The organism is Micromonospora sp. MGP-C2 (genome assembly GCF_057766525.1).
The window spans coordinates 1000098-1020879 of record NZ_JBYMEN010000002.1; the positions used below are offsets into that span (position 1 = coordinate 1000098).

Annotated in this window: 22 protein-coding genes; 18 read left to right on the forward strand and 4 right to left on the reverse strand. The window is 73.5% G+C overall.

Annotated elements, in window-relative coordinates; translation table 11 throughout:
* Nucleotides 1–33 precede the first annotated feature (33 nt).
* The gene (locus AC3CF1_RS04305; protein WP_354983952.1) at nucleotides 34–702 is read left to right on the forward strand and encodes a hypothetical protein; all 669 of its coding nucleotides are present in this window, start codon (nucleotides 34–36) and stop codon (nucleotides 700–702) included.
* A 123-nt stretch (nucleotides 703–825) separates the two neighbouring features.
* Here the strand turns inward: AC3CF1_RS04305 and AC3CF1_RS04310 are convergent, their stop codons facing one another.
* Nucleotides 826–1722: an aldo/keto reductase gene (locus AC3CF1_RS04310; protein ID WP_488449581.1), complete on the reverse strand. Its 897-nt coding sequence runs from the start codon at nucleotides 1720–1722 to the stop codon at nucleotides 826–828.
* 73 nt (nucleotides 1723–1795) lie between these two features.
* Complete coding sequence (locus tag AC3CF1_RS04315; RefSeq protein ID WP_328374420.1) at nucleotides 1796–3058, reverse strand: MFS transporter; 1263 nt, start codon at nucleotides 3056–3058, stop codon at nucleotides 1796–1798.
* Between the two features lie 158 nt (nucleotides 3059–3216).
* On the opposite strand from AC3CF1_RS04315, the gene AC3CF1_RS04320 reads away from it, so the two are divergent.
* Nucleotides 3217–4212, forward strand: coding sequence for a LacI family DNA-binding transcriptional regulator (locus tag AC3CF1_RS04320; RefSeq protein WP_488449582.1), 996 nt, complete (start codon nucleotides 3217–3219; stop codon nucleotides 4210–4212).
* A gap of 87 nt (nucleotides 4213–4299) precedes the next feature.
* Nucleotides 4300–4998 (forward strand): alpha/beta hydrolase, encoded by a 699-nt coding sequence (locus tag AC3CF1_RS04325; RefSeq protein WP_488449583.1) that lies wholly within the window; start codon nucleotides 4300–4302, stop codon nucleotides 4996–4998.
* A 42-nt stretch (nucleotides 4999–5040) separates the two neighbouring features.
* Here the strand turns inward: AC3CF1_RS04325 and AC3CF1_RS04330 are convergent, their stop codons facing one another.
* Nucleotides 5041–6165, reverse strand: a complete 1125-nt coding sequence (locus AC3CF1_RS04330) for an FUSC family protein (protein ID WP_354983949.1) — start codon at nucleotides 6163–6165, stop codon at nucleotides 5041–5043.
* A 359-nt stretch (nucleotides 6166–6524) separates the two neighbouring features.
* Nucleotides 6525–6992: an NUDIX hydrolase gene (locus tag AC3CF1_RS04335; RefSeq protein WP_488449584.1), complete on the reverse strand. Its 468-nt coding sequence runs from the start codon at nucleotides 6990–6992 to the stop codon at nucleotides 6525–6527.
* 170 nt (nucleotides 6993–7162) lie between these two features.
* Between AC3CF1_RS04335 and AC3CF1_RS04340 the strand changes: the two genes are divergently transcribed.
* The 15 genes from AC3CF1_RS04340 (at nucleotide 7163) to AC3CF1_RS04410 (ending at nucleotide 20764) form a co-directional block, all read left to right on the forward strand.
* The gene (locus AC3CF1_RS04340; protein ID WP_488449585.1) at nucleotides 7163–7951 is read left to right on the forward strand and encodes an LppM family (lipo)protein; all 789 of its coding nucleotides are present in this window, start codon (nucleotides 7163–7165) and stop codon (nucleotides 7949–7951) included.
* A gap of 146 nt (nucleotides 7952–8097) precedes the next feature.
* A complete protein-coding gene (locus tag AC3CF1_RS04345) occupies nucleotides 8098–8442 on the forward strand; it encodes a hypothetical protein (RefSeq protein WP_088948407.1) in 345 nt (114 codons plus the stop codon).
* A 10-nt stretch (nucleotides 8443–8452) separates the two neighbouring features.
* Nucleotides 8453–9061 carry a glycine zipper family protein gene (locus AC3CF1_RS04350; protein WP_488449586.1) on the forward strand — a complete coding sequence of 203 codons (609 nt, stop codon included), beginning with the start codon at nucleotides 8453–8455 and terminating at the stop codon, nucleotides 9059–9061.
* Nucleotides 9058–9756, forward strand: coding sequence for a carboxypeptidase-like regulatory domain-containing protein (locus tag AC3CF1_RS04355; protein ID WP_488449587.1), 699 nt, complete (start codon nucleotides 9058–9060; stop codon nucleotides 9754–9756). The genes AC3CF1_RS04350 and AC3CF1_RS04355 overlap by 4 nt, the downstream gene beginning before the upstream one ends.
* 23 nt (nucleotides 9757–9779) lie before the next feature.
* Nucleotides 9780–11039 (forward strand): phage tail sheath family protein, encoded by a 1260-nt coding sequence (locus AC3CF1_RS04360; RefSeq protein WP_357998125.1) that lies wholly within the window; start codon nucleotides 9780–9782, stop codon nucleotides 11037–11039.
* A gap of 1 nt (nucleotide 11040) precedes the next feature.
* On the forward strand, nucleotides 11041–11523 hold the full coding sequence (locus tag AC3CF1_RS04365) for a phage tail protein (RefSeq protein WP_030327509.1): 483 nt from the start codon (nucleotides 11041–11043) through the stop codon (nucleotides 11521–11523).
* Nucleotides 11498–13006, forward strand: a complete 1509-nt coding sequence (locus tag AC3CF1_RS04370; protein WP_488449588.1) for a hypothetical protein — start codon at nucleotides 11498–11500, stop codon at nucleotides 13004–13006. Before AC3CF1_RS04365 ends, AC3CF1_RS04370 begins: the two co-directional genes overlap by 26 nt.
* Nucleotides 13006–13887 carry a CIS tube protein gene (locus AC3CF1_RS04375; protein ID WP_488449589.1) on the forward strand — a complete coding sequence of 294 codons (882 nt, stop codon included), beginning with the start codon at nucleotides 13006–13008 and terminating at the stop codon, nucleotides 13885–13887. The genes AC3CF1_RS04370 and AC3CF1_RS04375 overlap by 1 nt, the downstream gene beginning before the upstream one ends.
* Complete coding sequence (locus AC3CF1_RS04380) at nucleotides 13884–15476, forward strand: contractile injection system protein, VgrG/Pvc8 family (RefSeq protein ID WP_488449590.1); 1593 nt, start codon at nucleotides 13884–13886, stop codon at nucleotides 15474–15476. Before AC3CF1_RS04375 ends, AC3CF1_RS04380 begins: the two co-directional genes overlap by 4 nt.
* Nucleotides 15476–15814 carry a hypothetical protein gene (locus AC3CF1_RS04385; protein ID WP_488449591.1) on the forward strand — a complete coding sequence of 113 codons (339 nt, stop codon included), beginning with the start codon at nucleotides 15476–15478 and terminating at the stop codon, nucleotides 15812–15814. Before AC3CF1_RS04380 ends, AC3CF1_RS04385 begins: the two co-directional genes overlap by 1 nt.
* A complete protein-coding gene (locus tag AC3CF1_RS04390) occupies nucleotides 15811–16245 on the forward strand; it encodes a GPW/gp25 family protein (RefSeq protein WP_088948415.1) in 435 nt (144 codons plus the stop codon). The genes AC3CF1_RS04385 and AC3CF1_RS04390 overlap by 4 nt, the downstream gene beginning before the upstream one ends.
* On the forward strand, nucleotides 16242–18884 hold the full coding sequence (locus tag AC3CF1_RS04395; protein ID WP_488449592.1) for a putative baseplate assembly protein: 2643 nt from the start codon (nucleotides 16242–16244) through the stop codon (nucleotides 18882–18884). Before AC3CF1_RS04390 ends, AC3CF1_RS04395 begins: the two co-directional genes overlap by 4 nt.
* Nucleotides 18865–19380 carry a phage tail protein gene (locus tag AC3CF1_RS04400; protein WP_088948417.1) on the forward strand — a complete coding sequence of 172 codons (516 nt, stop codon included), beginning with the start codon at nucleotides 18865–18867 and terminating at the stop codon, nucleotides 19378–19380. Before AC3CF1_RS04395 ends, AC3CF1_RS04400 begins: the two co-directional genes overlap by 20 nt.
* On the forward strand, nucleotides 19377–20306 hold the full coding sequence (locus tag AC3CF1_RS04405; RefSeq protein ID WP_488449593.1) for a carbohydrate-binding protein: 930 nt from the start codon (nucleotides 19377–19379) through the stop codon (nucleotides 20304–20306). The genes AC3CF1_RS04400 and AC3CF1_RS04405 overlap by 4 nt, the downstream gene beginning before the upstream one ends.
* Nucleotides 20303–20764 (forward strand): hypothetical protein, encoded by a 462-nt coding sequence (locus AC3CF1_RS04410; protein WP_355162399.1) that lies wholly within the window; start codon nucleotides 20303–20305, stop codon nucleotides 20762–20764. Before AC3CF1_RS04405 ends, AC3CF1_RS04410 begins: the two co-directional genes overlap by 4 nt.
* Nucleotides 20765–20782: the final 18 nt, after the last annotated feature.

A 20782-nucleotide genomic window follows, 5' to 3' on the forward strand; every position in this document is an offset into this window, starting at 1 on the left:
CGTCGTGCCCTGGCGCCGTCTAGGCTGCCGAGCGTGCTGAAGGACGCGCGGGCGGCGGCGGCCCGCAACAACGCCGAATGGTGCGACATCGTCTGCGGCAGCCACGGGCTGGCCGGGCGTACCGACGACGAGGCCTGGTCGGTCCCGCGCCGCTCACCCCCGTGGTATCCGGACGCGGTCACCCTGCGGCCGGGGGTCGACGCCGAGGCCCTGCTGGCGCGCATCGACGCGGGGCCCGGCGCGTCGGTGAAGGACAGCTTCGCCGACCTCGACCTGTCCGGGTACGGCTTCCAAGTGCTCTTCGACGCCCAGTGGATCCACCGCCCTCCGGCGGAACCACCGGCCGACGCGCCGCTCACCCCGGTCAGCACCCCGGACGAGTTGGCGGCCTGGGCAGCGGCACACGGCGGTGGCGAGCTGTTCCGCCCCGCGCTCCTGACCGATCCCCGGGTACGGGTGCTCGCCCGCCACGACGACAGCGGTGTGATCACCGGCGGCGCGGTGCTCAGTGGCGGCGACGGCCGGTACGGCGTCTCCAACCTGTTCACCCGCACCGACGACCCCGAGGCCATCTGGTGGGCGGTGTGCGCCACCCTGCCCACCGCATCCCTGGTCGGCTACGAGGAAGCCCCGGACCTACCCCCAGCCCGACAAGCAGGCTTCCACCCGACGGGCCCCCTCCAAATCTGGCTCCACCCCTAACCCCCTCCCGCCCTCCCCCCTTTCACACCGTTGATCATGAAGTTAGCGACATCGGCACCGGCGTGTCGCGCCACTAACTTCATGATCAACGGGGCAGGCCGGGCCGGGGGCAGGCCGGGGGGATTAGGTCAGGTTTTTTAGTTCTTCGGGGGTCAGGGTCAGGGCTCCGGCGGCGATGTTCTGCTCCAGGTGGGTGGGGTCTGCGGTGCCGGGGATGGCGAGCACGTGGGGGCCCTGGTGCAGGGTCCAGGCGAGGCGTACCTGATGGCCGGTGACGCCGTGGGCGCGGGCGACCGCCTCGACGGCCTCGCCCTGCGCAGCGCTCGCGCCCGCCTCCCGGCCGCGGCCGGCCAGCGCGAAGAACGGCACGTACGCGATGCCCCGTTCACCGCAGGCCCGGACGAACGCGTCCTGCTCGCGGTAGGCGTCCACCCCGTAGTTGTTCTGCACGCACACCACCGGCGCGATGCCCGCCACGTCGTCCAGCTGCTCGGGACGGACGTTGGAGAGCCCGAGGTGTCGGATCAGCCCGGCGGCACGCAGCTCGGCGAGGGCGCCGAAGCGGTCGACCAGCGGCACGGTGCCCGGTCCCCGACCGAGGCGCAGGTTCACCACCTCGAGGTGGTCGCGGCCGAGCCGACGCAGGTTCTCCTCCACCTGAGCGCGTAACTGCGCCGGGGTGAGCGCCTCGGTGAAGCCCGCCTCCGGGTCGTACCCGAAACCGACCTTGGTGACGATCACCAGATCCTCCCGGTACGGGGCGAGCGCCGCGCGGATCAGCTCGGTGGCGTAGCGGACCGGGCCGGTGCCGACCCGCAGGGTGCCGCCGGGTGAGACGTAGAACGCGGCCGTGTCGATGTGGTTGACGCCCAGTTCCACGGCGCGGCGCAGCAGGGCGACGGCCCGGTCGCGGTCGGGGTTCGCGGTGATCCGCATGGAGCCGAAGCCCATCCGGTGCACGGGGCGGTCGCCCAGGGTCCAGGTGCCCGCCGCGGCGGCGGTGATCTCGTCGGTTGGCATCGGGCGACCCTAACCAGCCCGGGTACGCGGCGCAGTCGGCCGCGCACCCGATACCGCCCGGCGGTGAATGGGGTTAGTTTTTGTGTGCTGACGGAGCCGGTTCGACGGCGTGCGGCGGGCGCAGCACCCGCACCAGCAGCAGGGTCGGCAGCAGCAGCAGCGGCACCACCAGCAGCGCGCGCAGGGTGCCTACCTCGTCGCCGAGCAGCCCCAGCAGCGGCGGCCCACCCAGGAACGCGGTGTAGCCGATCACCGCGACCACGCTCACCCGCACGGGCGCGTGGGCCTCCTCGTCGGCCGCCGCGCTCATCCCGACCGGGAAACCCAGCGACGCGCCGAGACCCCAGAGCGCGACGCCGACGATCGCCACCGGCCCGGAGCCGGCCAGTACGGCCAGGCTGGCACCGACCACGGCGAGCCCGATAGTGCCGCTGAGCACAGGCACCCGACCCCACCGGTCCAGCGCGACGGTGCCCGCGGTGCGCCCGATGGTCATGCCCACGACGAAGACACCGAAGACCGCCGCGCCGGCGGCCTCGCTCAGGTCCCGACCGTCCACGAACGCGACCGCCAGCCAGTCGTTGGCGGCACCCTCGGTGAACGCTGCCACCAGCACGAACAGCCCGATCAGCAGGGTGCGCGGCTCCCGCCAGGCAGCGAGCTGCGCCCGGCGACGGGCAGCCGGGGTGGCGTCCGCCGGGTCGCCGGCGTGGTCGCCGCCCAACGGCAGGAACGTCCGGGCCGCGAGTGCGGTGCCGATCAGTACGACCACCGCAACCCCGACGAGGTGCGCGCCCACCGACACGTCGAACCGGGCCGCCCCGGCGCCGAGCGCCGCGCCGGCCACCGACCCGAGGCTCCACGCGGCGTGGAAGCGGGGCATGACGGTACGCCTCAGGCGTCGTTCCACCGCCGCGCCCTCGACGTTCATCGCCACGTCACAGGCGCCGGAGCCGTAGCCGAAGGCGACCAACCCGAGCGCGACGACGGCGAAGGAGCCGGCCATCGTTGCGCCCAGCCCCGCCACGGTGAGGCCGACCGCGACCAGCACGGTGGCCAGTGTCACGGTGCGGGCCGCGCCGAGTCGCTGGGCGAGCAGGCCGGAGGTGGGCATGGCGAGCAGCGCGCCGACGCTCATCGCCAGCAGCAGCAACCCGAGCCGGCCGGCGGAGAGGTCCAACGCCTCGCGGACCGCCGGCACCCGGGAGAACCAACTGCCGACGGCCAGCCCGTTGAGGGTGAAGGTGACCGCCACGCCGTTGCGGGCGAGCAACACCGCCCGTGACGGCGGCGGTGCGGTGTCCGGGGCAACGGGACGGCTGGTGGGGGCGCTCACGGGGTCAGGTCCTCTTCCTCGGGGTGATCTCCTCGCACGATCGCACACCTGAGAGCGCTACCACCACAACCGGTAATCCCCTTACCGCTGTTGGAGTGACCAGGGCATGATGTGAACTGGCGTTTGTCCGACCAGATGGGCCGCCGCAGGAGGCAACGATGACGGCAGCGGCACACCGACCGGCCACTCTCGAGGACGTGGCGCGGGTCGCCGGGGTGTCCCGGTCGACGGCGTCCCGGGTGATCGCCGGCACGGGGTTCGCCTCGCCGGCTGCCCGGGAACTGGTCACGGCGGCCGTCGACCAGCTCGGTTACGTGCCCAACCCGGCTGCCAGGGCGCTGGTCCGCGGCGGCGGTGGCGGCGTACGAATGGTCGTGGCTGTGCTGGGCACCAGCGCGGCGGTGCTGGACGACCCGTACGTCCACCGGGTGGTCGGCTCGGCCGCCCGGGTCTGCACGGCCGCCGGCGTGGGGGTGGCGCTGCAGTGGCTGCCGCTCGGCGGCTCGCGCAGCCTCGACAAGCTCGCCGAGGATCGCACCGTCTGCGGTGTGATTCTGATCAACACCACCGAGGATCTGCTGGACGGGGTGCCACGGTCGCTGCGCGGCAGGGTGGTCTCGATCGGCGTCGGCTCGGCGAGCGTGCCGTCGTTCGACGTCGACAACGGCGCCGGCTCCGAGGAGGTGCTGCGCCACCTGTACGCGACGGGTCGCCGCCGGATCGCCATGGTGACCGGCCCCCGGTGGCTGCCCTGCGCGCAGCGCCCCGTTCAGACGTACCGCCGTCTCATGAGCCAGGCCGGCCTGCCGGAGCGGGTGCTTCCCGGGGACTTCACGGCGGCGCGCGGCCGGGTGGCGGCGGGCGTGGCGCTGCGTCAGTGGCCGGACCTCGACGCGATCTACTCGATCAGCGACGACACCGCGCTCGGGGTGATGGCGGGCCTGCGGGACGCCGGTGTGCGGGTGCCCGACGACGTCGCGGTCGCCGGCTTCGACGACATCCCGCTGGCCGGGCTGACCGCCCCGGCGCTGACCACGGCGAGCCACCCGGTGGGGCGGATCGCCGCCGCCGCGGCCACCGCCCTGCTGGACGGACGTCCGTCCGCGCCAGTGACCCTCTTCCCGTCCGCCCTGGTGGCCCGGGCCAGCGCCTGAGTCGACGGTCAGCACCTCGGCGACGGTTAACCCAGGTCGGGGCGGGTAACCGCGTAGGACGTCTTCCTCGACTGCGAGGGGTGGCCTGTGCCCGACTCCGCGCCGCCGTACCGGATCCCGCAGGACCCCCGGCACGGCCGGTTGACCGCCCGCCGCCACGCGCCGGTGGTGCCGGGGCCGACCGGGCTCGTGCCCATGAATGGCCCCGACGGTGACCAGCTGGCGATGGCGTACGCCCCGGAGCCGGCCGCCGACGGATCGGTGTACCGGTTGGTACTGCTCCTGCACGGTGCGGGTGGCTCGGCGCGGCAGGGGCTGGACCTGCTGCTGCCCGTCGCGGACGAGCACCAGCTGCTGCTGGTCGCCCCGCAGTCGTCGGCGGCCAGTTGGGACCTGATCGCTGGCGGCTTCGGCGCGGACGTGGCGCGGATCGACGGGCTGTTGGCGACCGTCTTCGACCGCTACCCGGTCCGGGAGGTGACGTTCGGTGGGTTCTCCGACGGCGCCTCGTACGCGCTGTCGCTGGGCCTGGCCAACGGCGACCTGGTCGACGCGGTGCTGGCCTTCTCCCCCGGTTTCGCCGCGCCACCGGTCACCCACGGTCACCCCCGGATCTTCATCTCGCACGGCGTCGACGACCGGGTGCTGCCCATCGACGTGTGCAGCCGTCGGCTCGTCCCGCACCTGCACAGCCGTGGCTACGAGGTCACCTACGAGGAGTTCCCCGGCGGTCACGAGATCCCGCCGCCGATCCGCGCTGCCGCCACCACCTGGCTGACCACCTGACCGGGCCGCGGCCAGGAGGCAGGGCGTCGGTCGGGGGCGCGGTCAGATCGCCGGGAGGCCGAGGGCTTCGTCCACCCGGGCGAGGACGGCGGCGTCGTCGTCGGGGTTGACGCCACGTAGCAGGTCGATGGCCGTGGCCCGGACCTGACCGATGATCATCGCCAGTGGGAGGGCCTGCGTCGAGCCGAAAAGCTGCCCGGCGGTGCGCACGGCGGCGAGCGCCGACTCGTCAGCCCGAGTGGCGTGCTGATCGGCGGTCTCGTCCTGCCCCGTCAGGTCGGCGGCGAGGGCGGCGCCGGCCTCGCGGACCGCCTCGGCCAACGACCGCAGGGCCGCACCCAGCTCGGGTGGCGCCGGGGTGTGCGTCCGGCTGAGTGTCACGCCGGCGCGGGCCAGCACCCGGACGTTGCGTACCGCGTAGTCGATCTGCCGGATCGACTCGTCGACCGACTTCAGCCGACCGATGTGTCGACGTCGACGGACGTTGAGCTGCAGCGCCTCGCCGGCGGCGAGCACTCCGTCGCGCAGGCCGTCGACCCGGGCGTCCATCCCCCGGGCCTGCGTCAGCGCGGCGACCGCCGCGGCCTCGTCGCGGTGGTCCAGGGCGTCGGCGATCCCGCCCAGCAGCCCGGCCAACTCGTCGAAGGTTCGCCGAACCTCGGCGACCAGCGGCGCGAGGGGCCGCCGGGCGTCGACCAGCAGACTGGCCGCGAGCGCGACCGCGCCACCGATCAGCGCGTCGACGAAGCGGAACGGGACCAGTGTGCCGTCCGGTGGTGCGACCACCACCAGGTAGAGCGCGGAGACCGCGGCCTGCACCAGCGTCACGCCGGTGGCGCCGAAGGCCACCGCGAGGAGCACGGTGAGCAGGATGACGGTGAAGACCGTCCAGGTGCTGCCGGGGCCGAGCGCCTGCACGACCAGGTCCGCGACGAGCACCCCGGCGGCGACCCCGAGGACGACCTCGACGGCCCGGCGGATGCGCTGGCCCCGGGCCTGACCGAGAACGATCAGCGCTGCGGCCGGCGCGAAGAAGGGCTGCGGGTGCCCGAGCAACCGGGTGGCGAGCAGCCAGGCCACGGTGGCCGCGACGGTTGCCTCCACCACCGGTCGCCAGCCGTGCCGCACACGCCCGCCAGCCGTCCGCAGACCGCTGAACCGCACCATCGCCAATCTCTCCTTCACTGCGCCGACCGGGTCTGACCGCGACCGGTCGGTACTCCGCCGCCACCCGCCACCGGTCGCCAGCAGTTCGCGGCACCGCGCCGCCCGCGCTCGCTCTGGAGCTGATGTCGTGAACGCATCGCGGGCGTCTGATGTCGTAAGCGGTTCAGCTCCAGAGCGCCAGCTCACCGCACCACGCCGCCGATCCACAGCACGACGGCCAACCCACGGCGCCTTCAGACGAACTGGTCGCCCTGCCGATCGGGGTCGGTGGACGTGCAACCGGCTCGTCGTCGCGATGCGGGACGCCGCGACGCGGCTCACCCCGGGCCGAGCCGCCCTGCGTGGCATGGCATGGCCCGCTATGCGGACTGGAGTCCTCCGGCGGGTTGAACCGGCCCCGTGGCCGCCCGGCCGGTCGTCATCGCGGCGTACTCGGGTGAGGCGAAAAACTGGGTCAGCACCTCGACGGCGCCCGGTGTCCAGGGGCGGCCGTCGAGCACCTCGTCGCCGGGGACGAAGACCATCGCCGCGCCCTCACCGAGCACCACGTCCTCCTGTCGGGCCCGGGTGCGGCCGAGGAAGTAGTGCTTCACCCGACCCAGCTCGGGAAACGGTTGCACGGCGATCGGGCGCAGCGGCCCGTCCGCGCGCAGGCCGGTCTCCTCCCACAGCTCCCGCTCGGCGGCCCGCTCCGGCGTCTCCCCCGGCTCGCCGTGGCCGCCGGGCAGGCCCCAGACGTCCGGGTGGTGCGGCGCGTTGCTGTCGCGCAGTTGCAGCAGCAGCCGACCGTCGGGGTCCACCAGGAGCACGCACGCGATAACGACCATCCGGTCAGCCTACGGCCGCCGAACAACTGACGTCGCCCCAAAGCTCCAGAATAGTCATTCGGGCTGTCGTCGGGCTCAAACAAATGCGACAGCGCGCCGGTACAATCGGCGACTGCCTTGTGACCGATCGCTGACTGCTGACTGTGAAAGCGATCACACACACTGAGCCCATGAACAGGAGAGTCAACCGCGGTAAGGCACTCCGCGTCGCGGTGTGTCTCGTCCTTCTCGCCGCGCTGAGCAGTTGTATGCAGCTCAACATGGGCCTCACCGTGAACGCCAACGACACGGTCGACGGGCAACTGCTGCTCACGGCCGAGAAGTCCGTGCTGAGCGCCCGGAACAAGAACATCACGGCCGCCTTCGCGGAGCTGCGGCAGAACATTCCGGCCCTGCCCGCCGGAGAGGAGACCGGGTACGAGGACAACAAACTCTTCGGCTCCCAGATCAGTTACCGCAAGGCACCACTGGCGGGTTTCGACACGGAGAGCGTGAAACTGGTCCGGGACGGCGACCTGTATCGCTTCACATTGCCGCTAGACCCGAAAAAATACGGCGGAATGATCGCGCAGCAGAATCCGCAACAGCAGCAGGCCTTCCTCAAGCTCATGTCGTTCGAGATCTCGGTGACATTTCCCGGCCGGGTGATCGACAGCAATGGCACGGTGAACGGCCGGTCGGTCAGCTGGCGGGTCGACTCCAACCAGGACAAGCCGAGCGAGCTGCGGGCCGTCGCCGAGGCGCCACCCCGAACGTCCGCCTCGCCGGCCGCCGCCGGGGACGAGGGCGGGTTCCCGTGGCTGCTGGTCGGCGGCGGCGCGCTCCTGCTGCTGCTGCTCGCCGCGATGGGCGTACTCCTGGTGCGCCGCCGTCAGGCCGCGACGCCCGCCGCGCCCGGCCCGACGTCGCCCGGTCCGACGTCGCCGGGCCCGCCCGTCGGCGCCCCGGGGCCTGGCTGATCCACCTGGTGGCCGGCTCAGCCGGCCACGCCCGGCCCCGGCCGCCCCCGAGACCACGGCGACCGGCCCCGGTGTTCCCCACCAGGAGCACCGAACCTCACCACCACCACATCCCGGTCGCACCATCGCAGAAAAGGGGGATCGCCATGAACGATCTCTTCACCTGGGCAGCCCTGGGGACCATCGCCGGCGCGAGCGCCGCCACCCTGCTGGCCACCAACGTCATCGGCGGGCTGCTCGGCCCGAGCGGCGACAAGTTCCGCAAGTGGATCGCCATCGCCATCGCGCTGCTGCTGTCCTACGTGACAGCGGCATTCGCTGACGACGCCGGCGGCGAGAAGTGGGTCATCGCGTTCTTCAACGCCCTGGTCATCTTCTCCGCCGCGCTCGGCGTCAACCAGTTCCCGCCCGGCAACCGGCAGGCGACGCAGCCGTCGCCAACCCAGGTCGCACAGGGTCGTGAGCCCCGAGTCTTCCGTTCCTGGGTTTGAGGGTGACGTCATGGTCTTCGGAATCATCAGCGCGGCGGTCCAGGTCAGTCTTGGTGCCCTGTTCGGTTTCCTCGCCGGTGGCACGATCGGGCTGATGGTGGGCGCCGTCGTGGGCCTGCTGGTCGGCGCGGTCTTCGGCTGGGCGGTGGCCTCCGCCGGGGTGTACGCGTCGGACGCGCGCGGCATCGTCCTCTTCGTCGTCGACCACACGTGGAGCCTGCTCAACACGGTCGTCGGCGCCATCTACCTGGCCGCACACCTGATCTTCGGGCACTCGCTGGACCGGCCCACCTCACAGGGCAGCGGACGTGTCAGCGTGGTGGAGGGGGTCTCGCCCCGCTACGCCACCACCATCGGCACCGTCTGCGCCGGCTCCACCTCCGGCATCCAGCGGCACGAGGACGTGCACATCTTCCAGGGTCGCCTGCTCGGGCCGCTCTACATCCCCCTCGTCCTGGCGAACTACGTGCTGTTCACCATCGCCCCGGTGTGGCTGCTCTACCACGACCACACCAACGCCCCGATCAACCGCTTCACCCGGTACTTCGAGATCGGCGTCTACCCGCACGTGTGGAACGAGGCCATCGCGTACCGGATCCAGGGGACGCCGCCGCGATGACCACTGACGGGCGCGGACCGATCGAGACCGCCACCGCCGAACTGGTCGCCTGGGTGACCAGCGCGGCGGGGGAACCGGTCCCGGTCGGCCCGCCCCGCACCGACGGCGACGCCGACGGGCTCACCCTCTGGCCACTGGAGCTGCGCCCGGCCCGGCAGACCCGCTCCAGCGGCGCGGTCCGCGAGCCGTACCGGTTCACTGTCCGTTTCCTGCTCTGCGTGACCGGGCCGGCCGGGTTGCCCCGGCTGGACCGGGTGCTCACCGCCGCGACCAGTGACGGCAGCTATCCGGTCGTCCTGGAGGCCGGTGACCCACCGCTGTGGACGGCGTTCGGCTCGGCACCACGCCCGGCGCTGCTGATCGACGTGCCCGCGCAGGTGGACCACCCGACGCCGGCCGCGCCGCCGGTGCTGCAACCGCTGCGCCTGCGGCAACTGGGGGTGCGCGGCCTCGCCGGCCGGGTGGTCGGACCCGAGGACCAACCACTCGCGGCGATGCGGGTCGAGCTACCCGGCACCGGGTCCGCCACCCGTACCGACCCCGACGGCCGGTTCCTGATCGTCGGCGTCCCGCACGACCCCGAGCACCCGGCGCCGGTCCGACTCCGGCTGACCGGGCGGGGCCTCGTCCTCACCGCCGACGTCGACCCCACCGAGGCCGACATCGTCATCGTCTGCGCGCCACCGACCCACTGACACCCACCCGCACAGGAGGACCGATGCCCAGTTACTTCTCCCCCGGCATCTATGTCGAGGAGGTCCCGAGCGGTGCCCGACCGATCGGGCCGGCGAGCACCAGCATCGCCGCGTTCGTCGGCATCGCACCGGACCGCTCCGCCCACCTGGGCAAGGCGGTGCCGGTCAACAACTGGACGGAGTTCCTGCGGCTCTTCGCCGGCGGTGAGCGGGTGGAGAGCACCCCGCTGGCCCGGGCGGTCTTCGGCTTCCTGGACAACGGGGGCGCCCGCTGCTGGGTGGTCAACGTGGGCGAGGGCGGCGCGATCACCGGCAGCGGCCAACGCCGTGGCGGTCTGCAACTGCTGGAGGCCGTCGACGAGATCTCCATCATCGCGGCGCCCGGCTTCCACGACGTGGTGTCGCACGAGGCGCTGCTCAGCATGGCCGAGCGCACCCGAACCATGGTCGCGATCTGCGACCCGGCACCGGACATCGACGACATCTCCGCGTTGACAAGGGTCGCCACGCCGTCGTCGGGCAAACCCCCCAAGCCCGCCGAGGGTACGGGCGGCGGCTCGGGCGGTCCCGGTGGCGGCCCGGCCCAGCCGGGCGGCTCCGGTGGGCACGAGGGGGCGGCCTACCGGCCCCGGCAGTCCGAGTTCGGGGCCTTCTACTACCCCTGGCTGCGGGTCCGCGACCCGATCAGCGGCGAGCTGGAACTCACCCCGCCGAGCGGGCACCTGGCGGGCATCTGGGCCCGCACCGACGCCCTGCGCGGAGTGCACAAGGCACCGGCCAACGAACCCGTACGCGGCGCCGTCGACCTGGGCTACCTGGTCACCCGACCGGAACACGACGTGCTCAACCCCAAGGGCGTCAACGTGATCCGCTACTTCGCCGGTGAGGGCATCCGGGTCTGGGGTGCCCGTACGCTCGCCGCCGAGGCCAGCGAGTGGCGCTACCTCAACGTGCGGCGACTCAGCATCGCCATCGAACAGGCCATCGCCAACGGCACCCGGTGGATGGTGTTCGAGCCCAACGACTTCACCCTCTGGCGCTCGATCCGGCGTGACATCGGGGCGTTCCTCACCCGGGTGTGGCGCGACGGCGCGCTGCTCGGGCGCAGCCCCGAGGAGGCGTTCTTCGTCAAGTGCGACGAGGAGACCAACCCGCCGGACGTCCGCGACGCCGGCATGGTGATCGCCCACATCGGCATCGCCGTCGTCAAGCCCGCCGAGTTCGTGGTGTTCAAGCTGAGCCAGTGGGCCGGCGGCACCGAGACCGAGACGATCGGAGGCTGACATGCCCACCACCGCCACCCCGCAGCCCGGCGCCCCGGTCGACCCGTACCGGGCGTACAACTTCCGGTTGCTCATCAACGGCGTCACCAACGGCCACTTCACCGAGATGACCGGGCTGGAGGTGAACATTCCCGGGCAGCCGTACCGGGAGCACGGCCTCGGTCGGATGCGGATGGTGCCCGGCCAGGCCGAGTACGAGCCGGTGACGCTGCACTTCGGCCTCACCGCCTCCCGCGAGCTGTGGGACTGGGTGAACGCCACCGCGCAGGGCACCCTCAACCGGCGCAACGTCTCGGTGGTGCTGCTCGACTCGGTCGGCACCGCCGAGGTGCTGCGCTGGAACCTGATCGACGCCTGGCCCACCCGGTGGCGTGGCGCGCACCTCAACACCCTCAGCCACGAGATCGCCATCGCCTCGTTGACCTTGCGCTACGAGGGACTGGAGCTGGAGACCGGCGGTGCCACCGCGCCGACACCCGCGTAGCTGGCTGGCCGGCCGGCTGCGCTCGGCCGCCGGGGCGGTGCAGCGCCTCGCCGGCCGGGTCGAGCCCACCGGCCACCTTCCGCAACGGCCGCCCCCGGACGCGCCGACGGCCGCGCCACGCCGCTTCGGGGAACCCCCACGGCACTGGCTGGACCTGGTCGCCGCTCACGCCCCCGGCCTGCTCCGCGATCTGGACCTCGACGCGTCCCCGACCGACGGCGGGCAGATCCGGGGCCACGACGACCAGCAGGACGGCCCGGCGACAACCGCCGTGGCTCCGGAGGACGGGCCGGTCCGGTGGGCGGACGAGCCGACCCGGTGGGACACGACGGATCGACCCGGCACGCCCGCCGGGGAGGACACCGGGCGCTCCAACGGCACTGACGGATTCCGCGCCAGCGGCACCGGTGGCGGGTTCGGCGACACCGCCGGCACCAGCCGGACCGCCGCGGTCACCCAGGCCGATGCTCGGGGTGGTCGTGTCCTGTGGTCAACCGGTACGCCGGGCAGCTTCGGCGTACCGGGCGGCGCCGCCACGGCGGGCGGCGTCGAACCCGTGGACGGCACCGGACGCGCAGGCATCCACGCAACGGTCGGTGACCTCGGACCGTCGGGCCGACACGACACGGCAGGCCAGCACGGCACCGATGGCACCGCGACCGGCAGCGACGGCAGGGCAATCAGCGTCGGTGGCACGGCGACCGGCGTCGGCGGGCCGCGCACGGTGGACGGAGCCGGCAGGTCGGGCGGATCCCGGTCAGCGGGCGGGACCCGTCGGTCGGACGGCGCGCCTGACGGCCTGGCGAGCGGCAGCGCGATCCGCGGCGGCGGTGCGGTCGGCGGCGGCGGTGCTTCCGACGCCGCGGTGCCTCCCGGAGGACCCGGCTGGGGCACGGCCTTCGCGCCGTCGGATCGGCGCATGCCGGGCCGGGTATGGGACGGTTGGCGGTCGCCGTTTCGACGAGGCCCGTCGGCCGGGTCAGCCAGACCGTTCGGACCAGCGCCACGGGGCGACACCCCTGCCGTAGACAGAGACGGTCTGCCCCGAGCGAGCGACTGTCCCCTCGCCCCTGAGGAGTTCCTGGACCGTCTCGATCCCTCCGGCCCCAACTCCACCGCCGACGGCACGGGGCGGGGCGGGCTCGCGGCGGTCGAGGCCGCCGACAACGGTCCGTGGCCGGCGCTACCCGGCGAACGGAGGTGGTCCGAACAGCACGCCGGCCCGCGCCCGGGACAGCACCGCGACCAGCGCGCCGGGCACCCGGGCGCGTGGCGTGACGGCGACCTCGGGGCCGGGAGCGGCGGGTCGACGCGCGATCCGGGTGGCGGAGGGTGGCCGGTGAGCAGTGCGTTCGGGCCGACCGCGCGGACCACCGACCCGTGGCCGGCGCTGCCCGACGACGGAACGTTGTGGACGGTGCCGGGTGACGCCCTGGACGCCGCCCAGATCGGTCGACTGGACCGGGAACAGGCGGGCGACTGATGGAACGCGTCGCCTTCCTCATCGACTCCTCCGGGGAGCGGGTGGACTGCCTGCTCAACCCGGAGACCGTGCAGGTGACCCGGCTCGCCGGCGTACGCCATCGGGGTGTCGCCGGCGGGCAGCTCACCGGGTCCGGGCTGGCCGACGACCCACTGGTCTTCACCGGCGGGGGCCGCACCGAGCTGGTGCTCGACCTGCTCTTCGACGTCGACTTCGTCCAGGCGCAGGTCCGACCCGCCGACGTGCGGGTGCTGACCCGTCCCCTGTGGATGCTGGCGGAGAACTCCACAGCGGAGCACGGGTGGCTGCGACCACCGCTGATCCGCCTGGTCTGGGGCAAGACCTGGAACGTGCCGGGTGTGATCATCGCGGTCGCGGAGCGATTCGACGCGTTCACCGGCACCGGGTCACCCCGACGCTCCTGGCTGCGGCTGAAGCTGGTCCGGGCTGCCGAGACGGCCGATCAGGCGGAGGCCGGCTTCGCCGAGGAGCTGGCCGCCGCGAGCACCCCGACCGCCGCACCGGGCGGCGCGGTGATCGCCGCCGGCGACGGTGCCGCCGAGCCGGGCCGCTCCGGGGTGCGCTTCGACCTGCTGGCCAACGACGCGCTCGGCTCGCCGCTGCGCTGGCGCCTGCTAGCCGAACACAACCGGATCACCGACCCGCTGTCGGTGCCGGCCGGAACCACGCTCGCCGTGCCACCACACGGCGCGCCGACCGGTGGATCGGTGGTGGGTGCGGTGACCGGCGCCGCGCGGGCGCTGGCCGGCGCGGTGGGCGCCGGCGCGTCGTTCGTCGGCGCCTCGATCGCCACCGCGCCCGCCGCCTGGGGCCCGACGGGCCCCACCGCCACCAGCACCAACCCGGGGGGTACGCCGTGACGAGCGTCGCGCCCCGGGCGTTGATCGTCGTGCTCGACGGCGTCGAGCTGGCCGGCGCGGCCCGTCAGCGGATCCGCTCGCTGCGGGTGGCCGCACGGCTCGACCAGCCCACCCAGGCCGAGCTGGTGCTCGCCACCAGCGCCGGGACCGGCGCGTTCGACCCGGCGGTCCGCCCCGGGGCGACCCTCGACGTACGGCTGGCCGATCACGCCGACGCCCTGTTCGGTGGAGAGGTGACCGCCGTGGAGGTCGAGTACGCCGCCGACGGCGCGGCGGTGCTGCGGCTGCGGGCGTACGACCTGCTGCACCGGTTGCGCAAGCGGCAGGGGTTGCGGGTCTTCACCTCGGTGACGGCCGTCGAGCTGGCCCGGGAGCTGTGCGGCGACGTGGGGCTGGAGGTGACGGCCGAGGTCGACGGCCCACGGCTGGAGCGCCTGTTGCAGCACCGGCACAGCGATCTGGACCTGCTGCGCGAGGTGGCCGGTCGGGCCGGGCTGCACCTGGCCGCCGATGGTGACGGGGTGCGGCTGGTCACCCTCGCCGGTTACGGGGAGCCGGTCGCGTTGACCCTCGGCGCGGGCGTGCACACAGTGCGCCTGTCCACCAACGCCGACCAGGCCAGCGGTGCGAGCGTGGCCCTGGGCTGGCACCCGCAGCGGGCCGAGGTGATCAGCCAGCAGGCCGACGACGCGCGCTGCGGTCGACCCGCCGGCGACCGCCCGGACCCGGCCGACGTGGGTGCCGACGGGGTGCGCACCGCCGTCGACCAGCCCGGCCGCAGCGACGACGAGTTGGCGGCGCTGGCCCAGGCGCGACTGGACACCCGGGCGGCGGCGCTGGTCACTGCCGAGGGGGTGGCCGAGGGCGATCCGGCGCTGCGGCCCGGCCGGCGGATCGCCCTGACCGGTGTGCCCGACCCGGTCGCCGGGGCGTACGTGCTGACCGAGGTGGTGCACACCGTGGACGGCAACGGGCACCTGACCCGGTTCTCCACAGTGCCACCGGTCGCCCCACCGACCCCGGCCGGCGGGACTGTGGTCACCCTGGGCACCGTCACCGACGTCGGTGACCCGGACGGGCTGGGCCGGGTCCGCCTGACCCTGCCGGCGTACGGGGACCTGGACGCCGGCTGGCTCGCCGTGCTCTGCCCCGGCGCGGGCCGGGGAAAGGGCCTGGTGGCGCTCCCCGACCCGGACGACACCGTGCTGGTGGTGCTGCCCGGAGGCGAGCCGGCCTCGGGCATCGTGCTGGGTTCACTGTTCGGCGCCGTCGAGCCGTACGACGCGGGCATCGACGACGGTCGGGCGCGGCGCTGGACGCTACGCACCGCCGGCGGGCAGTCGATCGTCGTCGACGACGTGCAGCGCAGCCTGCGGCTGGCCACCGAGGGCGGCAGCTATCTGGAACTGACCCCCGACCTGGCCACGCTGCACGCCGCGTCCGACCTGGTGATCTCCGCACCCGGCCGGGCCATGGTGGTGCGCGCCCGCAGCGTGGACTTCCTGCACGCCGAGTCGACCGAGGACCCGACGACCGCGGCGAGGCAGGCCCGTTCCCTCGCCCGCGCCCACCACGAAGGAGGCGGCTGATGCGCTGGATCCACAGTGACTCCGTGATCACCTGCGACCACGACGGCCGGGTCGAGAACCGGCCCTCGCAGCAGTGGGTGACAGTGACCGCCGTACCCGTGCTCGTGGACGACGACCCGGAGGGCCGCGACATCAAGGCCTGCCCCAACTACGGCCCGACGATCAAGCCGTGCGGCAAGACGCTGAACGTCCGCGTCGGCTACAGCGACTGGCTGCGGGTCGACGGGCACTGGGTGGTGCTGTCACACCTGGAGGGGTTCACCGACGGCACGCCGCCGGGGCTGGTCCACCACACGGTGCGGGACCCGCGCCAGCCGTTCCTGGGGGCGGACCGATGAGGGCCTTCCGCTTCGTCGGCGCCGGCTTCGACGCCGGCCGGAGCGGCGGGTTGGCGCTCACCGCGGCCGGCGGCCTGGCGATGACCGAGGGCGACGAGAGCGTACGGCAGGCGTTGTTCCTGCTCCTGTCGACGACACCCGGCGAACGGCTGATGCGACCCGGGTACGGCTCCCGGCTGCACCGGTTGGTCTTCGCGCCCAACGACGACACCACGGCCGGCCTGGCCATCCACTACGTCCGGCAGGCCATCGCCCGCTGGGAGCCGCGGGTCGAGGTGATCGACGTGGACGCCGGGCCGGATCCGGACGACGCGTGGCGGCTGGTGATCCGACTGGACTACCGGGTGCGGGCCAGCCTGACCCCCGGGCAGCTGGTGTTCTCCGTGGATCTGCTCCCGGTCGACGAACCCGCGCAGGGAGGACCCTCATGACGCTGCCCGTGCCGCACCTGGACGATCGCGGCTTCCTCGACCTGGTCACCGAGGCCCGGGAACGGATCCGGCAGTCCTGCCCGGAGTGGACCGACCTGTCGGCGCACGACCCCGGCATGGCGCTGGTGGAGGCGTTCGCGCACCTCACCGAGGTGATGATCTACCGGTTGAACCAGTTGCCGGAGAAGGCGTACGTCTCGTTTCTGAACCTGCTCGGGGTCTCCCGGCACGCGCCCACCGCGGCCTGGGTGGACGTCCGGTTCACCCGCAGCGGCACCGACCGCGGCGCGGTGCGGGTCCCGGCCGGTCTGCGGGTCGCGGCGGCCCGAGGCGCCGACCCCCGGCCGGTCGTGTTCGTCACCACCGAACCGGCGCTGCTGCCCGCCGACGAGGAGTCGGTGACGGTCCGGATGCACCACTGCGAACCGGTCGAGGCGGAGCTGCTCGGCGTGGGCACCGGCCAGCCGGGTCAGGTGCTGCGGGCCGCCCACGCTCCGCTGACCCACACCGCCGAGGCGCTGGACCTGATGCTCGGTGTGGAGGTGCCGTCCGGCACTGTGGAGCTGGGCGCGGCGGCCCGCGAACACGACGGCCGCACGTTCGAGATCTGGCGACCGGTGGACAGCTTCGCCGGGCTCGGGCCGCAGTCCAAGGCGTACCTGGTGGACCGCTGCTCGGGGACCGTCACCTTCGCCCCGGCCCTCGACCTGCGACCCCCCGCCGCGCCCGGCCAGCTCCCGGCGAGCGGGGCGACGGCGGTGACAGTGGCGGCCGTGCCGCCCGCCGGGCGACAGATCCGACTCTGGTACCGCGCCGGTGGCGGGCCCACCGGCAACGTGGCGGCGGGCACCCTGACCAGCCTGCGCGATCCGCTACCCGGGGTACGCGTCGACAACCCCACGCCGGCAGCCGGTGGCCGGGAGATGGAGGCGCTGGAATCGGTGCTGCTGCGCGGCCCGTACGAGTTCTTCGCGCAGCAGCGGGCCGTCACCGCCCGCGATTTCGAGGTACTCGCCACCAGCTCCGGCGCGGTGGCGAGGGCCCGGGCGTTCACCCGCGCGGCGGTGTACAGCTTCGCCCGGCCCGGCGAGGTCGAGGTGGTGCTGGTCCCGTACGTGCCGCCGACGGCCCGCCCCGGTGGCCGGCTGCCGGTGGCGGTGCTGCGTGAGCACGAGGTGCCCGAGGCGCGGCGTCGGGTCGAGGCGGACCTGGAGGAACGCCGGATGGTCGGGATCCGGTCCCGGGCGACCTGGGCGCGCTTCAAGGCCGTGTCGGTACGGGCCCGGGTGGTGGTCCGGCGCGAGGAGGACGTGGACGCGGTCCGCAGCCGGATCCACGACCGGCTGCACCAGACGTTGAGCCCGCTGCCGACCGCGCTCAACCCGACCGGCTGGCCGTTCGGGGAGCCGCTGCGGGCGTCCAACGTCTACCGGCTGTTGGAGCACGCCGAGCCGGGCGTGCGCTACGTCGAGTCGGTGCGGTTCGTGGTCGACGAGGCGCCCGACGCGGAGGTGCGCGCCCTCGCCGTCGACCAGTACCAGCCCCGCACCTGGTACGCCGGTCGCGGCCCGGTGCTGTTCCGTTCCAGCAACGGCGGCGCGGGGTGGGAGCCGGCCGGCCGCTTCGACGGCGAGACGGTGCTGCGGGTGGCGCCCGCGCCCGCGCCGGTGCGGCCGGGCATCGTCGCGCGCCCCGGCTCGGTGGCCGTGGTGACGCTGCGCGCGTCCGGTGGCTCCCGGGTGCACCTGAGCACCGATCTGGGCGAGACCTGGTCGCTGCTCACCGACCTGGACTCGCGGATCTCCGACGTGGCCTGGCTGGACCGCGACGGCGCGGGCGCGCTGCTGGTGGCCACCGACACCGGCCTGTACGAGGTGTCGTTGCTGCCCGGCGCGGTGCCGTTGCAGATCCTGGTCGACCCGTCGGACGCCGACCGGGGGTTCTACGCGGTGCGCGCGTTCGTCTCGGAGCGCGGCGCGCCGGGTGTGGCGGTGGCGGCGCAGGCCAGTTTCGGGGTCTACCTGTCGACAGCGGGTGGCCGACCCGGCAGCTTCACCCACGTCGGTCTGTCCAACGTGGACAACCGGGTCCTCGCCGTGCAGTACGACGGCCCGGCGACCCTGCTGTGGAGCGGCGCCGGCGAGCCGGACCCGAAGAAGCCCGGCCAGGGCTGCCACCGCACCCGGCTGTTCGAGTCCGACGTGAAGTGGCAGAGCATGCAGGCCGGCTGGATCGGCGGCACCTGCCGGGACCTGGCGTTCGCCGGGCCACTGGCGGTGGCGGCCACGCAGAGCGGCGGGGTGCTGCGGTTGGACACCCTGGCCGCGCAGCCGCAGTGGCAGTCGGTGTCGGTCAACTGCGGGCTGCCGCTGCGCGACCGGACCCGCTTCGTACCCGTCGACGCCATCGCCGTGAGCGGTCCGACGGCCGGCGGCGCGGCCGGCGGGCCCGGTGCGGCGGAACGGCTGATCCTGGCCGGCGGCGAACGCGGCGTCTATCGCAGCGCCGGGGCCGTCGACTGGACGCCCAGCGCCAACCAGGCCACCGCCGACGTGGTGACCGTCCCGGATACCTGGCTGCTCTGCTCCGGCGAGCACGACATCGAGGTGGTGCGCCAGGATGCGACGCTCGGCGATTGAACGGCTGCTGCCCGCCGCCTACCAGCGGGCCTGTGTGCCCGGCAGCGTGCTCTGGACGCTGCTGGACGTGATGGAGGCGCTGCACGCCCCGGACGAGGCGATCCTCGCCGAGGTGGACGCCCTGTTCGACCCGTACCGGGCGCCGGACGGGCTGGTCGTGCGCCTGACGCGGTGGGTGGCGATGGACCACGTGGTGGCCTCGCCCCGGCCGGACACCCCCCTGCCGCTGCCCGTGGGTCGGCTGCGTGACCTGGTGGCCAACGCCGCTCTGCTGGCCCGGTGGCGCGGCACCCCGTACGGAATGCGCAGAGCCCTCGAGCTGGCCACCGGGTTGCCGGGCTTCGCGATCGACGAACCCGACGAGCAGCCCTTCCACGTCGTGGTGCGGGTGCCGGCGGCCGCCGCCGGCCAGCTCACCGTGATCACCCGCATCGTCGAGGCGGAGAAGCCCGCCTCGACCACCGTCGAGATCGTTCTCGAAGAGGAGTCGTCATGACCACCGAGTGGGCGGTCGTCGCCGCCGCCGAGCAGTTCACCCTCGACCCGCGCAACAGCGGCGAGCTGACATTCACCGTCTCCAACCCGGGCACCGCACCGGACACAGTGGTGTTCGACGTGGCCCCCGGCGACGGCTCCCAGCGGGCGTGGTTCACCGTCGCCGAGCCGCAGCGGGTGGTCCCCGGGCAGGGTTCGGTGTCGTTCCTGGTCAAGCTCGCCGTGCCCACCGGCACCCCACCCCGGCGCTACGACATGACCGGCTTCGCGTACTCGGCGAACACCGCGCCGGAGGAGAGCTCCCGCTCCAGCGGTCGGGTCACCTACGAAGTGCGGGCGGTCGCGCCGCCACGGCGTACCCCGTGGTTGTGGATCGTCGCGGCGGTGGCGCTGGTGCTGGTGGTGGTGACAGTGGGGGTCGTCCTGCTGACCCGTGACGGCGAGCCGGCCCCCGGCGAGCCGCGGGTGGTCACCGTCGAGGCGGAGAGCCTGGTGGACGCCGCGGTGCTCAAGTCGCCGCAGAACAGCAAGGCGGCAGTGGGCGCGCAGCCCAACTGCTGCGGGGTGACCTGGTCCGGCGACAAGCAGCTGTTCTTCACGGGGCTGGCGATCGGCGATCAGGTCACCGTGACGGTGCAGATCCCGGCCGACGGCACCTGGCGGTTCGCGACGGTACGGACAACTGCCCCCGATTACGCCAACACCGTCTTCACCATCGACGGCAACCAGGTCGGCGACACGTTCCTCGGCTTCACACCGAAGGTGCAGAAGACGGAGTTCCTGGACGTCGGAACGGTCCGGCTGGCCAGGGGGCCGCACCAGGTCACGCTGCTGGTGGTCGGCAAGACACAGGGCACGAACTTCTACTTCGCCGGGGTGGACACGATCCGGTTCACCGAGGTCGTGGCGCAGGCCGTGACGCGATGAGCGGCCGGCAGAAGGCGCTGCTGGCGCTGTTCGCCGTCCTGCTGGTGGCGTTGTTCGTGGTCGCGGTCGGCGCGGGCGGTGGCGACCGGGGTGACCCGGGCGCCCGGCACGGGTTGGTCGACCGGTTGGGTGCGCTGGGCGCCGAGCGTGCCTCGGTGGACCCGGCCACGGTCAGCGCCGACTGTCTTGCCGAGGTTGGCCGGCTGGTCTTCTCCGGCGGTTGCGTGCTGCGGGTCGCCGACCCGGGCGGGTTACGCACCCTGGTGCTGCGTAGCGCGGCGCGGTTCACTGTCGTCGCGCCCGCACCCGGCGACGCCGACCTGACCATCCGCGACGAGGTGGAGCCGGCACCGGACGGCACCGGTGCGGTGGCGAAGGTCGCCGTGGACCAGGCCACCGAGGTCGGTGTGCGCTGTCCCGGCCTGGGTTCCTGCACGGTCGTCGTGGCCGCATCCTGACCGGCTCGTTCCGATTCG

What these genes read in the sequence shown, in the direction of transcription:
- AC3CF1_RS04375 (WP_488449589.1), top strand. Translation starts at nt 13,006, where the DNA reads ATGGAACGCGTCGCCTTCCTCATCGACTCCTCCGGGGAGCGGGTGGAC.
- AC3CF1_RS04350 (WP_488449586.1), top strand. Translation starts at nt 8,453, where the DNA reads ATGGTCTTCGGAATCATCAGCGCGGCGGTCCAGGTCAGTCTTGGTGCC.
- AC3CF1_RS04320 (WP_488449582.1), top strand. Translation starts at nt 3,217, where the DNA reads ATGACGGCAGCGGCACACCGACCGGCCACTCTCGAGGACGTGGCGCGG.
- AC3CF1_RS04310 (WP_488449581.1), bottom strand. Translation starts at nt 1,722, where the DNA reads ATGCCAACCGACGAGATCACCGCCGCCGCGGCGGGCACCTGGACCCTG.
- AC3CF1_RS04345 (WP_088948407.1), top strand. Translation starts at nt 8,098, where the DNA reads ATGAACGATCTCTTCACCTGGGCAGCCCTGGGGACCATCGCCGGCGCG.
- AC3CF1_RS04395 (WP_488449592.1), top strand. Translation starts at nt 16,242, where the DNA reads ATGACGCTGCCCGTGCCGCACCTGGACGATCGCGGCTTCCTCGACCTG.
- AC3CF1_RS04390 (WP_088948415.1), top strand. Translation starts at nt 15,811, where the DNA reads ATGAGGGCCTTCCGCTTCGTCGGCGCCGGCTTCGACGCCGGCCGGAGC.
- AC3CF1_RS04405 (WP_488449593.1), top strand. Translation starts at nt 19,377, where the DNA reads ATGACCACCGAGTGGGCGGTCGTCGCCGCCGCCGAGCAGTTCACCCTC.
- AC3CF1_RS04330 (WP_354983949.1), bottom strand. Translation starts at nt 6,165, where the DNA reads ATGGTGCGGTTCAGCGGTCTGCGGACGGCTGGCGGGCGTGTGCGGCAC.
- AC3CF1_RS04385 (WP_488449591.1), top strand. Translation starts at nt 15,476, where the DNA reads ATGCGCTGGATCCACAGTGACTCCGTGATCACCTGCGACCACGACGGC.
- AC3CF1_RS04355 (WP_488449587.1), top strand. Translation starts at nt 9,058, where the DNA reads ATGACCACTGACGGGCGCGGACCGATCGAGACCGCCACCGCCGAACTG.
- AC3CF1_RS04400 (WP_088948417.1), top strand. Translation starts at nt 18,865, where the DNA reads ATGCGACGCTCGGCGATTGAACGGCTGCTGCCCGCCGCCTACCAGCGG.
- AC3CF1_RS04360 (WP_357998125.1), top strand. Translation starts at nt 9,780, where the DNA reads ATGCCCAGTTACTTCTCCCCCGGCATCTATGTCGAGGAGGTCCCGAGC.
- AC3CF1_RS04335 (WP_488449584.1), bottom strand. Translation starts at nt 6,992, where the DNA reads ATGGTCGTTATCGCGTGCGTGCTCCTGGTGGACCCCGACGGTCGGCTG.
- AC3CF1_RS04410 (WP_355162399.1), top strand. Translation starts at nt 20,303, where the DNA reads ATGAGCGGCCGGCAGAAGGCGCTGCTGGCGCTGTTCGCCGTCCTGCTG.
- AC3CF1_RS04365 (WP_030327509.1), top strand. Translation starts at nt 11,041, where the DNA reads ATGCCCACCACCGCCACCCCGCAGCCCGGCGCCCCGGTCGACCCGTAC.
- AC3CF1_RS04340 (WP_488449585.1), top strand. Translation starts at nt 7,163, where the DNA reads ATGAACAGGAGAGTCAACCGCGGTAAGGCACTCCGCGTCGCGGTGTGT.